Raw genomic sequence first — 15552 nt, forward strand, 5'->3', positions numbered from 1 at the left:
GGCGGGACCGGACAAGGACAGAGGGCTCGACCGATGCACAGGACAGTTTCCATTATCGCCGCGGGGCTGATCCTGCTCGGCCCGGCGCGGGCCTGCGCTGCCGACCTGCCGGACTGGCTGACCGGCGAATGGATACACGAACGGGGTGATCGCTGGGACGAAGAGGTGTGGACCCTGCCGCGCGGCGGGACGATGATCGGCATCGGGCGGTCGGGGCGCGGTGAAATTCAGCGATCCTGGGAAATATTGCGCATCGTCCGCGCGGCCGACGGATCGCTGAGCCTGCACGCCGTCCCGGAAGGCGGCCAGGAAACGGTCTTTCCGCTGCTGGAACAGGGGGTGCGGGACATAAGCTTCGCCAATCCCGACCATGATTATCCCCAGCGTATCCGCTACTGGCGCGAGGGACGGCTGCTGATGGCCGAAACCGCGAAGATGGACGGCAGCGGCGCGCAGGGCTGGACCTATTCCCCCGCCGGGGAATAGGTCCGTCCCGGTTACTGGCCCGCCCGGTCCTTGTCGCGGATGGCGCGGAATTCGTCGCCGTCCACCCAGTTGGGCCAGTCGGTCGTGTCGGCCAGAGCACGCCCCACATCATAATAAAGCTTCAGGTCCGCCGCGACGCCGCTCCAGTCCCAGTTGGGATCATATTCGTCCTTCGGGCCGTGATAGCGGTTCCGGGTATAATCCTCTGACGCCGCCCGGCCGGCCGCCGTGCCGCCGTTCACCAGATCCTCGCCGCCTTCGAAATAGAGCATCGGCAGGCCGTGCTTGGCGAAGCTGAAATGGTCCGACCGGTAGTAAAAGCCCTTTTCCGGCGTCGGCTCCAGCGTCGCCACGCGCCCCTGCGCTGCCAGCGCACGGTCCAGATAGGCGTCCAGTTGCGACTTGCCCTTGCCGATGACCACCACATTCCTGGCCAGGCCCGCGACGCTCAGCGCGTCCATGTTGACGCCGCCGACTGTCTTGGCCAGCGGAAAGACCGGATGGTCGCCATAATAGGCGGAACCCAGCAGGCCCGATTCCTCGGCCGTCACCGCCAGGAACACCTGGCTGCGGTCGGTCGGCCCGGCCGCGACATTGGCCTGCGCCAGCGCGACCAGCGCCGCGGTGCCGGTGGCGTTGTCGACCGCGCCGTTGCAGATGTCGTCGCCGTCCGGCGCCGCCTCGCAATGGCCCAGATGGTCCCAGTGCGCGCTGTAGAGCACATATTCGTCGGGCCGCGTCTTGCCGGGCAGCAGGGCGACGACATTCTTCGAACTATGCTTGCGCAATTCGTTGTCGAACGAGACATTGGCCTTGACGCCGGTCAGCGGCACCGCCTTGAAACCCGGCTTCTTCGCAGCCGCCATCTGCGCGGCCAGGTCCAGCCCGGCGCTGGCGAACAGGGCCTGCGCCTTGTCTTTCTGGATCCATCCGATCGCGGCGGACTGGTCGGCATTGCCGTTCGCGCTGTCGGCGACATGCTGCGCCCCGGTCCAGCTCGACTGCACGACGTTCCAGCCATAGGCGGCCGGCACCGTGTCGTGGACGATGATCGCCGCGGCCGCACCCTGCCGCGCCGCTTCCTCATATTTATACGTCCAGCGGCCGTAATAGGTCATCGCCCGGCCGTTGAACGTGCCGGTCAGCCCCTCGGTCTCATAGTCCGGGTCGTTGACCAATATGATCACGGTCTTGCCCTTGACGTCCAGCCCGGCATAGTCGTTCCAGCCCTTTTCGGGCGCGTTGATGCCATAGCCGACGAACACGACCGGGCTGTCCTTCACGGCGATGTGCGGCTGCGTGGTGCGATAGGTGCCGACGACCATTTCGGGACCATAGGCGGCGCTGACGCTCGCCTTGCCCCCGGTGAAGGTCAGCGGCGACACGTTCTTGGCGGTGATCTCCACCAGCGGCACGTCCTGGAACCAGCTTCCCTTGTTGCCGGGTTTCAGCCCCAGCTTGCCGAATTCCGATGCCAGCAGGGCCAGCGTCTTTTCCTCGCCGGGGGTGCCGGGGGCGCGGCCTTCATAGGCGTCGGACGACAATTCCCTGACCAGCCGCTGCATCGTGTCGATCGACGGCGCCGCTTCTGCGGGCGCCGGCGTGGCCGACGCGCTGGCCGGCGGCGTGTCGGATGGGGTGGTGCAGGCCGAAAGGGCCAGGACAGCGGCAATCGCCGCGATGGAAGTGCGCATGGGAGACCTCGCCCTTTGTTTATCGAATGTCCAACTGATGCCACCGCGCGGCGAACGGGACAAGGGCAAGCAAGGTCGTTGTCAGGCCGCACAAGCTGAAGTAGCCAGAAAAAAGATGTGCCTGATCAAGGCTATGGGGGAAATGAATAATGATTCGCACCATGACGGCGGCCACCGCGCTCGCGGTTGCCTTGGCTTCGAACACATATGCGCAGACGCAGCCGGATGCGCTGGCCAAGGCATTCGGCGCGCGCGAAACGGTGCAGTCGGTCAGCATCTCGCCCAGCGGCGAGAAGATCGCCCTGATTGCTTCGAGCGCCGGTCGATCGACCCGCGTCTATGTCCTTGAAGCGAAAGAGGGCGCCTCGCTGAAGGTTGTGGCGACCACCAGCGGCGATCCGGAGCATCTGAATAATTGCGGCTGGGTGTCGAACGACCGTCTTGCATGCCAGATTGTCGGAACGCAGCGCTATGGCGATGAAGTATACAGTTTCAGTAGCATCTTCGCGGTTGACGCTGCGGGCGGCAATACGAAGCTGCTCAGCCAGAGGCATGGCCAGAATGCGCTTAGCTATGACTTTCGCGGCGGCACTGTCGTCGATCTCCTGCCAGACGAGGATGGCGTCATCCTGATGACCCGATCCTACGTACCCGAAGCGAAGATCGGAAGCCTGGTCGAAAAGAAGCTTCAGGGGTTAGGCGTCGATCGCATCGATACTGCCAGCGGATCGACCAAGCGGATAGAGACGCCCGCGCCACTTGCGATCAGCTATATCTCCGATGGTCGCGGCACCGTCAGGGTGATGGGTTTGCAGGAAAATAAAGGCACCGGCTACGCCCGCGGCACAATCAAGTTCCTTTACCGGCCGCAGGGAAAGAATGGCTGGGACGATCTCTCCATCTATGACATGCGCGACGATACGGGATTCTATCCGCTGGCGGTAGATCCGCAGAAGAACGTGGCTTACGGACTGGAGAAGATCGACGGACGACAGGCGTTGGTCACGGTGACACTCGACCCGTCGCTTCAGAAGACGACGGTTTTTGCCCATCCGCAGGTCGATGTCTCCAACCTGATCCGTGTGGGCCGGGAACGGCGTGTGGTGGGCGCGGGCTACACGGTCGAACATGGCGAAGCCGTCTATTTCGACGATCAGATATCGGCGCTCGTCAAATCGCTCGGCAAGGCACTCGGCGGCAAGGCCGTGCACATCGGCGATGTGAGTCGCGATGGCCAGCGTATCCTTGTCTGGGCGGGCAGCGATGTCGATCCCGGCCAATATTATCTGTTCGACCGCACCTCGCGCAAATTGTCGCCGATCATGCCCGACCGCCCCGAATTGTCGGACAGGGTGCTCGCGCCCATGCGCTCCGTCAGCTACCGGGCGGGCGACGGCACCATGATCCCGGCTTATCTGACACTCCCCCCTGGCAAGGAAAATGCCAAGGGGCTACCGGCCATCGTAATGCCCCATGGCGGGCCGGAATCCCGCGATGAATGGGGCTTCGACTGGATGGTGCAATATTACGCCGCGCGCGGCTTCGCCGTAATCCAGCCGCAATTCCGCGGATCGGCTGGCTTTGGCGATCAATGGTTGATGAAGAACGGCTATCGTTCATGGCGCACGGCCATCGGCGATGTTGCCGACGCCGGTCGCTGGCTGGTGGCGGAGGGTATTGCTGACCCCGCCCGTTTGACCATCGCGGGCTGGTCCTATGGCGGCTATGCCGCGCTTCAGGTCCAGGTGATCGACCCGTCTCTGTTCAAGGCCGTTGTCGCCATCGCGCCCGTCACGGATTTCGCCGACCGGATCCGGCGCCGTCAATATTATGCCGATTACTTCGTGCAACAGCAGCGCATGGGCACAGGGCCGGAAGCGGACGAGGCTTCACCATCCAGTCACGCGGCGGCATTTCTGGCGCCCGTCCTCATGTTCCACGGGACGGACGACAATAATGTCGACATCACGCAATCTAGAATCATGCAGGGTAAGTTGACGGGAGCGGGGAAACGCAGCGAGCTCGTCGTTTATGACGGTCTGGAGCATAGTCTGGTCGACAGCGACGCCAGGGCCGACATGCTGCAAAAAAGTGCCGATTTCCTGCTCAAGGCGGGCAAACAGGATTGATCGTCATCCTTCAGCACGCGCATGTTGCGGCGTGATGCGGGATGGCCTGAGGGGGGGACCATATATGACACGATCTGGCTGGCTTGCGGCAACGGCCTTGATTGCGATGGCGGCGCCCGCATGGGCAGGCGAAACGCCGCTTTACCAGCCGGCGCCGGCCTGGGTGGAGCTTGCCGCCGTGCCGCCGCTCTCTTCCTTCCAGGGCGAACCGCCCGCGATGCTGCTGTTCGACGGGCAGCAGCGGATCGAGGATGGCCGGTCGTGGGAGTATGTCGATGTCGCGACCCGCGCCGGATCGGCCGAGGCGCTGGCGCAGCTTTCCTCGCTGACCCTGCCGTGGGCACCCGACAAGGGCGACCTCATCATCCACCAGCTTGTGCTGATACGCGGCGATCAGGTCATCGATCTGCTGGCGGGCGGCAAGACCTTTTCCGTGCTGCGCCGCGAGGAGAATCTGGAAGCCCGCGAAATCACCGGCATCCTGACCGCGACGATGGCGGTGGAAGGCGTGCAGGTCGGCGACATTCTCCGTATCCGCTATAGCACCACGATGAAGGACGACGCGCTTGCGGGCCATGTGCAGACGGTGACTCCGCTGTTCGCCGCGCCGCTGCGGATCGGTTCGGGTCGCCTGCGGGTCCAGTGGCCCAAGGCGGCGGCGGTTTCGTGGAAGATGCAGGCGACCGGGGACGCGCCGAAGGTCGTGACCCGCGGCGGGCTGAGCGAACTCAACCTCATCCTTCCGCTCGCCAAGCAACCCGAAATGCCTGACGACGCGCCGCTGCGCTATCGCCATCCGCCGCTGTTCGAATTGTCGACCTTCGCGTCGTGGAACGATGTGTCGCGGACCATGGCGCCCTTATATGCGACCGACGGGCTGATCGCCCCGGACGCCCCGTTGGCCGCCGAACTGGCGAAGCTGAAGGCCATGCCCGGCGGCGACCGTGGCCGGATCGCCGCCGCGCTCCGCCTGGTGCAGGACCATGTGCGCTACCTCGCCGTGGGAATGAACGGCGGCAATTATGTGCCCCAGACCCCGGCGCAGACATGGACGCTGCGCTATGGCGACTGCAAGGCGAAGACGCTGCTGCTGCTCGCTCTTCTGCGCGGCTTGGGGATAGAGGCCGAACCCGTGCTCGCCAGCGCCCGGATGGGCGATTTCGTCGCCCAGCGGCTGCCCAGCGTCGCGGCCTTCGACCATGTTTTCGTGCGCGTGGTGACGGCCGGCCGTCCGCTCTGGCTCGACGGCACGGGAAGCGGCGACCGGGTCGAGGATCTGGACGACGCCCCCCCGTTCGGAACCGTGCTGCCGCTGCGCATGGCCGGGGCAGACCCGATGCGCATTGAACCCCATGCCAACGCCCGGGCTCTGGTCGACCTTTCGGTCGACGCGGATGAAAGCGGCAGCGTGAAGCTGCCGAGCGTGTTCGATGCCGTGGCGGTCATGCGCGGGCAGGCGGCGGTGATGATCAATCTGGCGCTCGACCGGATGGATGCCAAGCAGCGCGACGACATGATCCGCCAGGTATTCGCCAGCCAGATCGGCACGTCGCAGTTCAGCAATCTTGGCGTCACGCAGGACAGCGCGTCCGCCACCGTCACGTTGCGGGCGCGGGGCGTTACCACGACGCCCTGGTACCGGAATGACAATCGTTACCGGCGCGCCGTGGGCAAGGCGCTCGACGGCATCAGCTTCGCGCCGGATCGCGCTCGCCCGGCATGGCTCGACATTCCGGTCGCGACGCCGCCGCCGTCGGGAATGCGCTACCATCTCCGGCTGAAACTGCCCGATGGCGGCAAGGGCTATGCGCTGGAAGGGGAGCAGGACGTCGCGCGCAAGGTGGCCGGCTTCGACCTGCGCCGTCATGTGACGTTGCAGGACGGCATGCTGGAGGTGGAGGAAAGGGCCGATGCGACCGGTGTGGAAATTCCCGCTGCGCAGGTCCCCGACGAGCGCGACCGGCTGGCGACGGCCGAAGCGCTTGCGCCCCGGCTGGTTGCGCCGGTGACGCCGCTCTACCATTGGGACGTGTCGCCCAAGGACCTGGCCGCCTGGCCGCAGGTCCGGCGGATCGAGGAAGCCTTTGCCGGAGCCATCGCCCTTACGCCCGACGAAGTCCACGGTTACAGCAGCCGGGCGATTTTCCGCTGGGCCGTGGGCGACCGGCGGAACGCGCTGGCCGATATCGACAAGGCGATGACGATCGAACCGGACACCGGGCTGTACCTCCTGCGTGCCGACTGGCGCTTCAAGCTGGGCGACCTGCCCGGCGCGCTGGCCGACGCCCGGACCGCGCGCCAGCTCGATCCGTCGTCCTTGGCCGCGATCGGCGCCGTGGCGACCTATCTCGCCGAAGGCGGCAAGCTGGAAGAAGCCATGGCGATGGTGGATCAGCGGATCGCGATCGGCGGCGAAACCCGGGACGGTTATCGCTCGCTCAAGTCCAGCCTGCTCGGCACCTATGGCGACGCGTCGCAGGCGGTCGCGCTGCTCGATGCGCATATCGCGGAAAAGCCGGGGATGGCGATGTTGCTCAACGAACGCTGCTGGATAAAGGCGACGCGCAAGATCGCGCTGGACAGTGCGCCGCAGGACTGCACCCGCGCGATCGAACTCAGTCAATCCTCGGTCGCCGCGCTGGACAGCCGGGCAATGGTCTGGTTTCGCATGGGCCGTCCGGAGGATGCGCTGCGCGACCTGGATGCGGTGATCACCCAGGCACCGGGCCAGGAGCGCAGCCGGTTCATGCGCGGCATCGTCTTGCGCCGGCTCGGCCGCGTGGCGGACGGTGATGTCGATCTGGCGGTTGCGCGGCGGATCGACCCGCATGTCGACGCCGATTTCGCACGGTTCGGCATCAAGCCCTGAAGAAAGTCGTTACGTGTGCGGTGCCATGGCAACGCTCGCGTGGCTCATGGGTTGTACAGGTCGAATGCAACATGCAGGAGACTGACCATGGGTGAAATGATCGACAAGGTGAAGGCTGCCGCCAACAAGGCGATCGGTTCGGCCAAGGAATCGGCCGGTGAGGCCAACAACGACCCGAAGCTGAAGGCCGAGGGCGCGAGCCAGAAGGCCAAGGGTACGGCGCAGGATATCGCCGGTTCGGTGAAGGGCGCGCTCGGCGACAAGATCTGACGCCGCGACTGTGCGATGATGGAAACCCCGCCCTTATCCGGCGGGGTTTTCCTTTTGGGCCAGATAGGCGCCGACATCCCTGCGCAATTCTCCCGCGCACAGATACAGCGCGATGACGTTGGGAACCGCCATCAGGAAAAAGCTGGAATCCACGATGCCGACGACCCGCCCCAGGTCGATCGCGGCGGCGGGCGGCAGCGCGACGACATAGAGTATCTTGTAGGTCCATTGCGCCCGGGGGCCGTTGCCGAACAGATATCCCCAGGCCTGAAGCCCGTAAAATCCCCACGCCACCAGCGTCGAATAGGCGAACAGGAACACCACCACCGCCAGGAGCCACGGGAACCAGGGCGACACCTGGGCGAAGGCGGCGGATGTGATGGCGATGCCTTCCAGCCCGCCGGTCCATGTGCCCGCGACCACCAGCGCCAGTCCGCCCAGCGCGCACACGATCATCGTGCCCAGCAGCGGTTCCAGCAGCGCCACCAACCCCTCCGACACGGGATGCCGCGCCCGTGCCAGGCTATGCGCCATCACCGCCGATCCCACGCCCGCCTCGCTGGCAAAGACGGCGCGCCGCATGCCCGCGACGAACGCACCGACGGCGCCGCTGGTCGCCGCGTCGCCCGACCATGCTCCCTGCCAGATCAGCGCCAGCGCCGCCGGTATCCGGTCGAAATGCAGGATCAATATGGCCGCGACGCCGATCAGGTAGACCGCGACCTTCAGCGGCGTCAGCCGCTTGGCCACCTCGCCCAGCCAGGCCGCGCCGCCCAGCGTCACCAGCGCCACCGCGCCTGCCAGGAATATGCCGTAGGCCCAGCCGTTGGTCATGCCGGTCACGACCTGCACCTGCGCGAAACTCTGGTTGACCTGCACCATGGGGATGGCGCCGAACAGCGCGAAAAAGGCGTAGAACCCGCCCAGTATCGCACCCGCGACCGGCCATCCGCGCGCCGCGCCCACGGCTTTGAGCACATACATCGGGCCGCCATGCACATGCCCCTGGGAATCGAACACGCGATATTTCAGGCCCAGCGTCACCTCGGCCATCTTCACCGTCATCGCGAACCAGCCGATGACGAACATCCATAATATCGCGCCCGGTCCGCCCATCGTCAGCGCCACCGCGACCCCGGCGATATTGCCCAGGCCGATCGTGCCCGACAGCGCGGTGGACAGCGCCCCCCATTGGCTGACGTCGCCCTTCGCCTCGTCCGCGCGCGGCTGGGTGCGCAATATGCGCATCGCGCGCCCGACCTGGGTGACGTTGGGAAAGCCCAGCCACAGGGTGAAGAACAGCATCGGCACTGCCAGATACAGCACGATCAGTTCGATCTGCGCGCCGAACAGCGGAATTTTGAAAAAGACGGCGGCGGAAAGCGCGTCGACTGCGCTGTTGAAATTTTCCATCATGTCCGATTGCCGCCGTGCGGCTGGAATGTCGATCAAAGATTGCTATGGGCGGGGGAACCCATATTCTTGCGGCCGACACAGGCGAGGACCAGCGTGAGCAGACAATATTTCGGCACCGACGGCATTCGCGGCCGCACCAACCAATGGCCGATGACGGCCGACCTGGCGATGAAGGTCGGCATGGCGGCCGGCACGCACTTCCTCCGCGGCAGCCACCGCCACCGCGTCGTCATCGGCAAGGATACGCGCCTGTCGGGCTATATGGTCGAAAATGCGCTGGTCGCGGGCTTCACGGCGGTCGGCATGGACGTGGTGCAGTTCGGCCCCATCCCGACGCCCGCGGTCGCGTTGCTCGCCCATTCGATGCGCGCGGACCTCGGCGTCATGATCTCGGCCAGCCACAATCCCTATTTCGACAACGGCATCAAGCTGTTCGGGCCGGACGGATACAAGCTGTCCGACGCGGATGAGATGAAGATTGAGGCGCTGCTGTCGCAGGACATCGCGCTCGCCCCGTCGAAGGATATCGGCCGCGCCCGCCGGGTGGAGGATGCGCGCGGCCGCTACATCCACGCGGTCAAGTCCAGCTTCCCTGCCGATCTGCGGCTCGACGGGCTCAAGATCGTGGTCGATTGCGCCAATGGCGCCGCCTATCAGGTCGCGCCGTCCGCCCTCTGGGAACTGGGCGCCACCGTCGTCGCCATCGGCGTCACCCCCAACGGCACCAACATCAACGACGGTTGCGGTTCGACCGCGCCGCTGCTGCTCCAGGAAACGGTGGTTTCGTCCGGCGCGGACATCGGGATCGCGCTTGACGGCGATGCCGACCGGCTGATCGTGGTGGACGAACAGGGGCAAATCGTCGACGGCGACCAGATCATGGCGCTGATCGCCGCCAGTTTCGCGCGCGACGGGTTGCTGCGCGGCGGCGGACTGGTCGCGACGGTCATGTCCAATCTCGGCCTCGAACGCTTCCTGGGGGAAAAGGGCATCGCGCTGGAACGCACCAAGGTCGGCGACCGCTATGTGCTGGAACGGATGCGCGAAGGCGGATTCAATGTCGGCGGCGAACAGTCCGGCCACATGATCCTGTCCGATTACGCCACCACCGGCGACGGCACCGTGGCGGCACTTCAGGTGCTGGCCGCGCTGGTCCGCTCGGGCAAGCCGGCCAGCGAGACGCTGCATCAGTTCGATCCCGTCCCGCAACTTCTGAAGAATGTCCGATTTTCCGGCGGCAAGCCGCTCGACCATGACGATGTGAAGCGCGTCATTGCGCAGGCGGAGGCGGAACTGAACGGCTCGGGTCGCCTCGTCATCCGCCCGTCCGGCACGGAACCCGTCATCCGCGTGATGGCCGAGGGCGACCGTGAGGATCAGGTCAGGGATGTCGTGGAGCGCATCTGCGCCGCTGTCGAAAAGGCGGCCGCCTGATGCTCGACATGCGCCCGGATTGCGAACGCTGCGGCGTCGACCTGCACGCCGATGCGCCGGGTGCGTTCATCTGCTCCTTCGAATGCACCTTCTGCGCGTCCTGCGCCGAGGCGCTGGACGACCGCTGCCCCAATTGCGGCGGCGAATTGATGGACCGCCCGACCCGCACGGGGAAGGCGCTGGCCGGCAATCCCGCCTCGACGGTGCGGCATTTCAGGGCATGAAGCCTGCCCGCATCCTCATCATTGCCGGGTCCGACAGCGGCGGCGGCGCCGGCATCCAGGCCGACCTCAAGACCGTGACGCTGCTGGGCGGCTTTGGCATGACGGCCATCACCGCGATAACCGCGCAGAATACGCTGGGCGTGCAGGCCGTGCATCCGGTGCCGACCGATATGGTGCTCGCGCAGATGGAAAGCTGCATCGCCGACATCGGTGTCGATGCGGTCAAGATCGGCATGATCGGCAGCGCGCAAACCGCCGCCGCGGTCGCCGACCGGCTGGCGACGCTGGACAATATCCCTATCGTCTTCGATCCCGTCATGGTCGCCACCAGCGGTTCGTCGCTGGCCGACGACGCCACTATCGCCGCGTTCGAACGGTTGATGGCCATCGCCACGCTGGTTACGCCCAACATCCCCGAACTCGCCGCATTGGGCGGGGATGAGATCGCGATCCGCTTTGGCACCCATGTGCTGGCAAAGGGCGGCCATGGCGACGGGCCGATGCTGACCGACCGGCTGATCGCGCCGGGCGGCCTGGCAAAGGCGTGGAGCAACGCACGCATCGACACACCGCATACCCACGGCACGGGGTGCACATTGGCCAGCGCGATCGCTACCGGCCTTGGGCAGGGGCGCGACCTTGTCGAAGCGATCGAATGCGGGCGCAAATATGTGCGGGAGGCGCTGACCCTCGCGCCCGGCTTCGGCGACGGTCATGGGCCGATGGGCGCGCCCTTCGGATTTCACGCCCATGCCTGACTTCTCGCATGAAAAGCGCCATCATCCCGGCCTTGTCGCCGGCGTGGACGAAGCGGGCAGGGGGCCGCTGGCCGGTCCCGTGGTCGCGGCCGCCGTCATCCTGCGCGCCGAAGATTGCCCGGACGGCCTCAACGACTCCAAGCAACTCAGTGCGAAGAAGCGCGCCGCGCTGGAAACGGAGATCAAGGCCCGCGCCCTGTGCTGGGGCATCGGCATGGCGACCGTCGCGGAAATCGACGAGATCAACATCCTCTGGGCGACGATGCTGGCGATGACGCGCGCGGTCGAGGCGCTGGCCCATGACTGTGCGCATGTGCTGGTGGACGGGAACCGGTGCCCGCAATGGCGCTGGGCCTCGACCGCGATCGTGGAGGGCGATGCCAAGTGCCTGTCCATCGCCGCGGCCTCGATCCTGGCCAAGGAGGAGCGCGACCGCATGATGGTGGCGGCGGCCGTCGAACACCCGCATTATGGCTGGGAAAGCAACAAGGGCTATGGCAGCGCGCAGCATTTGGCGGCCCTTCGCGCGCATGGCCCGACGCCGCTCCACCGGCGCAGCTTCGCGCCAGTGGCGCAACTGACCCTGCTCTGACCTGTCCCAGGTCGGGACCTTGCGATGCGACGAACCACGACAGGCCGGGGTGGCGCTCGGGCGGGAGATGGTTAAGAAAGGCTTATGATCCGGCCCTTTCTGACGCTTCTGGCCCTCCTGTCCCTGCCATCCGCCGCCGTCCGGGCGCAGGCTGATGCGGCCCCGCTGGCGCCGGGCGCCTATCGCTGGCTGGCGGGTGCGCCGCCGGGCGGTGCCGTCTACATGGTGATCAGCATCGAAAAGCAGATGATCCACGTCTACAGCGGCGACCGGCTGATCGGCATGGCGTCCGTGTCGACCGGCATGAAGGGGCACCGGACGCCGACCGGGGAATATCCCATCCTGCAAAAGAACAAGTGGCACCGCTCCAACCTCTACAGCAATGCGCCCATGCCCTTCATGCAGCGGCTGACCTGGGACGGCATCGCCCTGCATGCCGGGCATAATCCGGGCTATCCCGCCAGCCATGGCTGCATCCGGCTGCCTTATGCCTTCGCCCGGCAACTGTTCGCCATGACGAAGCTCGGCACGCTGGTTCAGGTCGCCCCCGCGCGGCTCAGCGTGGCGCTGGCGCTCGACCCGCTGGTCGTCGCCGACCCGGGCAGCACGGTCGTCACCTTCGGCACGGACCCGGCCGGAACGAACCCGGCGCCGGCGCGCTTCACGCCCATGCGCGGGGCGCCGCGGCTGGAAATCGACGAGTCCGTCTTCGCCATGCGCGCGGGGCACTGACGCATTTCCCGGTTTACCCCTTGCGGCAGGGAGCATTGATGACCGACCAGCCGGGTCCCGCCATGTCGCGTCGATCCATCGGCATCGCGGCGTTGTCGACCATCGTCGAATGGTATGACTTCACCCTCTACCTCTATTTCGCGACCGTGCTGTCCCGCGTCTTTTTCGGCGGCGGGGCGGCGGCGCTGGGCGAAACGCTGGCCGGTTTCGCCATCGCTTATCTGATGCGGCCGCTCGGCGCGGTCTTTTTCGGCCATATCGGCGACCGCCATGGCCGGCGGCTGACGATGCTCCTGTCGATGGCGCTCATGACGCTGGCGATGCTGGCCACCGCGCTGCTGCCCACCCATGCGCAGGCGGGACCGGCGGCGGGCTGGGCGCTGCTGGCCCTGCGCTGCGTCATGGCCTTCTCGGTCGGGGGCGAATATACCGGCGTCGTGGCCTATCTGCTGGAAGGGGCGGTGCCCGGACGGCGCGGCTTCGTCACCTCGCTCGCCTCCGCCGCCAGCGAGGTAGGCGGCCTGCTCGCGGTCGCCCTGTCGGCCGCGACGGTCGCGTTACTGGACACGTCCGCGCTGGAAAGCTGGGGATGGCGCGTGCCTTTCTTCGTGGGCGCCGGAATGGCGGCGCTCATTCTGCTGGCGCGCTCCCGCATCGAGGAATCTCCCGATTTTCTGCGTCAGCGGTCGGACGGCAGCGTGCCCGAACGGCCGCTGCGCCACAGTCTCGTCCATCATCGCGCCGCCATCGGGCGGGGCTTTGCCATTTCGGCGCTCGGGTCGATCACTTATTATGTCGGCATCACCTATGTTCCCAGCTTCCTGACCAGCGTCGGCGCCATGGGGGAAGCGCAGGCGCTCTGGCTCTCGACCGCCGCCGCCATCGTGGTGATCGCTGTGACGCCGCTGGTGGGCATATTGTCCGACCGGGTGGGACGGCGCCCCGTGCTGACGGTGCTCGCGCTTGCCGGGCTCCTCTTTCCCGCGCTCCTCTTTTTGCTGATGGCGCGGGGCGGTCTGTGGGTGGCGCTGGCGGGGGCCGCGCTCCTTGCCGGGCTGGGTGGGGCGGTCAGTGCGGTCGGCGCGGTCGCCACGGCAGAGCAATTTCCGGGCGAAGGGCGCCTGAGCGGCCTGGCATTTGGCGCCACCAGCGCCACTGCGATCTTCGGCGGATTGACGCCGCTTGCCGCGCATCTGCTGCTTGAACGCACCGGCTGGGCGCCGGTCCCCGGTGCGATGATCGCTCTGGTCGCACTCTGCGTCCTGCCGCTGTTCCTGACGCTGCCGGAAACCGCGCCACTGAAAAAAGGCCGGCCCACCGCCGGGCCGGCCCCTCTGCATTAGCGTCCCGATGGCGATCAGGCGGCCTGCGCCGTTTCCTCGCTGGCGGGCAGGCGGATCAGATAGTCGAAGGCGGACAGGGCCGCCGTCGATCCCGCGCCCATGGCGATGACGATCTGCTTGTAGGGCACCGTCGTGCAATCGCCCGCGGCGAACACGCCCGGCACGCTGGTTTCGCCGCGCGCGTCGATCTCTATCTCGCCGCGGGGCGACAGCGCCACCGCATCCTTCAGCCATTCGGTGTTGGGCACCAGGCCGATCTGGACGAATATGCCTTCCAGTTCGACATCATGCTCCTCGCCGCTGTTGCGGTCCTTGTAGCTCAGGGCCGTGACCTTCTCGCCATTGCCGTCCACCCTGGTGGTCAGCGCGGACGTGATGATCTTGACGTTGGGCAGGCTGGCCAGCTTGCGCTGGAGCACGGCGTCGGCGCGCAACTGGCTGTCATATTCGATCAGCGTCACATGCGCCACGATGCCGGCCAGGTCGATCGCCGCCTCGACGCCGCTGTTGCCGCCGCCGATCACCGCCACGCGCTTGCCCTTGAACAGCGGCCCGTCGCAGTGCGGGCAATAGGCAACGCCCTTGTTGCGATACTCGTCCTCGCCCGGAACCCCCATCTGCCGCCAGCGTGCGCCGGTGGACAGGATCAGCGTGCGCCCCTTCAACGACGCGCCATTTTCCAGCACGACCTCATGATAGCCGCCCTCGGTCCGCGCCGGGATCAGCTTCGCCGCCTTTTGCAGGTTCATGATCTCGACGTCGTAATCCTTGACGTGCGCCTCCAGCGCCGACGCCAGCTTGGGGCCTTCGGTCCGGCTCACCGAGATGAAATTCTCGATGTCCATCGTGTCCAGCACCTGACCGCCGAACCTTTCTGCCGCGACGCCGGTGCGGATGCCCTTGCGCGCGGCATAGATGGCCGCCGCCGCGCCGGCCGGGCCGCCGCCGACCACCAGTACCTCGAACGGGTCCTGGGCCCTGATCTTTTCGGCCGCCCGGGCCTCCGCGCCGCTGTCGATCTTCGCGACGATCTGTTCCAGTTCCATGCGCCCGCTGGCGAACGGCTCGCCGTTCAGGAACACGGTCGGCACCGCCATCACCTTGCGGGCGTCCACTTCCTCCTTGAACAGCGCGCCGTCGATGGCGACGTGGCGGATGCGGGGGTTGAGCACGCTCATCAGGTTCAGCGCCTGCACCACGTCGGGGCAGTTCTGGCACGACAGCGAAAAATAGGTTTCGAATGCGAAATCGCCGTCCAGGTCCTTGATCTGCTGGATCAGGTCCTGCGCCGCCTTCGACGGGTGTCCGCCGACCTGAAGCAGCGCCAGCACCAGCGACGTGAATTCATGGCCCATGGGCAGCCCGGCGAACGTCACGCCAATGTCGGTGCCCACGCGGCGGATCATGAAGCTCGGTACGCGCTTGTCGCTGCCGGCGGTCACGCTGACCTTGTCCGACAGGGCGGCGATTTCGTCGAGCAGTTCGCCCAGTTCGCGGGACTTCGCGCCTTCATCCAGCGACGCCACCAACTCGATCGGCTGGGTGATGTTCGCCAGATAGCTTTTCAGCTGTCCCTGAAGATTTGCGTCCAACATATCCGTCTGG

General features: G+C 66.3%; 13 protein-coding genes. 10 read left to right on the forward strand and 3 right to left on the reverse strand.

What is annotated here, in order from left to right; all coding sequences use genetic code 11:
• Positions 1-33 precede the first annotated feature (33 nt).
• Positions 34-486 carry a DUF6265 family protein gene (locus tag J3E64_RS12265; RefSeq protein ID WP_253343249.1) on the forward strand — a complete coding sequence of 151 codons (453 nt, stop codon included), beginning with the start codon at positions 34-36 and terminating at the stop codon, positions 484-486.
• Positions 487-497: 11 nt separating this feature from the next.
• Here J3E64_RS12265 and J3E64_RS12270 read toward each other — a convergent pair whose 3' ends face one another.
• On the reverse strand, positions 498-2180 hold the full coding sequence (locus J3E64_RS12270; protein WP_253343252.1) for a M28 family peptidase: 1683 nt from the start codon (positions 2178-2180) through the stop codon (positions 498-500).
• 149 nt (positions 2181-2329) lie between these two features.
• Between J3E64_RS12270 and J3E64_RS12275 the strand changes: the two genes are divergently transcribed.
• From J3E64_RS12275 to J3E64_RS12285, 3 genes are all read left to right on the forward strand, one after another.
• Positions 2330-4309: a S9 family peptidase gene (locus tag J3E64_RS12275; RefSeq protein WP_253343253.1), complete on the forward strand. Its 1980-nt coding sequence runs from the start codon at positions 2330-2332 to the stop codon at positions 4307-4309.
• A 64-nt stretch (positions 4310-4373) separates the two neighbouring features.
• Positions 4374-7178 carry a DUF3857 domain-containing protein gene (locus J3E64_RS12280; protein ID WP_253343256.1) on the forward strand — a complete coding sequence of 935 codons (2805 nt, stop codon included), beginning with the start codon at positions 4374-4376 and terminating at the stop codon, positions 7176-7178.
• An 87-nt stretch (positions 7179-7265) separates the two neighbouring features.
• Positions 7266-7448 carry a CsbD family protein gene (locus J3E64_RS12285; RefSeq protein WP_253343259.1) on the forward strand — a complete coding sequence of 61 codons (183 nt, stop codon included), beginning with the start codon at positions 7266-7268 and terminating at the stop codon, positions 7446-7448.
• Positions 7449-7481: 33 nt separating this feature from the next.
• Here J3E64_RS12285 and J3E64_RS12290 read toward each other — a convergent pair whose 3' ends face one another.
• Entirely contained in the window at positions 7482-8861 is a 1380-nt protein-coding gene (locus J3E64_RS12290) for a sodium:alanine symporter family protein (RefSeq protein WP_253343429.1), read from the reverse strand.
• Positions 8862-8957: 96 nt separating this feature from the next.
• Here J3E64_RS12290 and glmM point away from each other — a divergent pair, with 96 nt between their 5' ends.
• The 6 genes from glmM to J3E64_RS12320 all read left to right on the forward strand — a co-directional run bounded on the left by glmM (position 8958) and on the right by J3E64_RS12320 (position 13947).
• Positions 8958-10298: a phosphoglucosamine mutase gene (gene glmM, locus J3E64_RS12295; RefSeq protein ID WP_253343261.1), complete on the forward strand. Its 1341-nt coding sequence runs from the start codon at positions 8958-8960 to the stop codon at positions 10296-10298.
• Complete coding sequence (locus tag J3E64_RS12300) at positions 10298-10522, forward strand: DUF1272 domain-containing protein (RefSeq protein ID WP_253343263.1); 225 nt, start codon at positions 10298-10300, stop codon at positions 10520-10522. Before glmM ends, J3E64_RS12300 begins: the two co-directional genes overlap by 1 nt.
• On the forward strand, positions 10519-11280 hold the full coding sequence (gene thiD / locus J3E64_RS12305; RefSeq protein WP_253343265.1) for a bifunctional hydroxymethylpyrimidine kinase/phosphomethylpyrimidine kinase: 762 nt from the start codon (positions 10519-10521) through the stop codon (positions 11278-11280). Before J3E64_RS12300 ends, thiD begins: the two co-directional genes overlap by 4 nt.
• Positions 11273-11872, forward strand: coding sequence for a ribonuclease HII (locus J3E64_RS12310; protein ID WP_253343267.1), 600 nt, complete (start codon positions 11273-11275; stop codon positions 11870-11872). Before thiD ends, J3E64_RS12310 begins: the two co-directional genes overlap by 8 nt.
• A gap of 84 nt (positions 11873-11956) precedes the next feature.
• Positions 11957-12604 (forward strand): L,D-transpeptidase family protein, encoded by a 648-nt coding sequence (locus J3E64_RS12315; RefSeq protein WP_253343269.1) that lies wholly within the window; start codon positions 11957-11959, stop codon positions 12602-12604.
• Positions 12605-12642: 38 nt separating this feature from the next.
• Complete coding sequence (locus J3E64_RS12320; protein WP_253343271.1) at positions 12643-13947, forward strand: MFS transporter; 1305 nt, start codon at positions 12643-12645, stop codon at positions 13945-13947.
• Between the two features lie 14 nt (positions 13948-13961).
• Here J3E64_RS12320 and ahpF read toward each other — a convergent pair whose 3' ends face one another.
• Positions 13962-15542: an alkyl hydroperoxide reductase subunit F gene (gene ahpF / locus J3E64_RS12325; RefSeq protein ID WP_253343273.1), complete on the reverse strand. Its 1581-nt coding sequence runs from the start codon at positions 15540-15542 to the stop codon at positions 13962-13964.
• Positions 15543-15552 lie beyond the last annotated feature (10 nt).

The sequence above is a fragment of the Sphingobium sp. OAS761 genome (assembly GCF_024168485.1).
GTDB lineage: Bacteria > Pseudomonadota > Alphaproteobacteria > Sphingomonadales > Sphingomonadaceae > Sphingobium.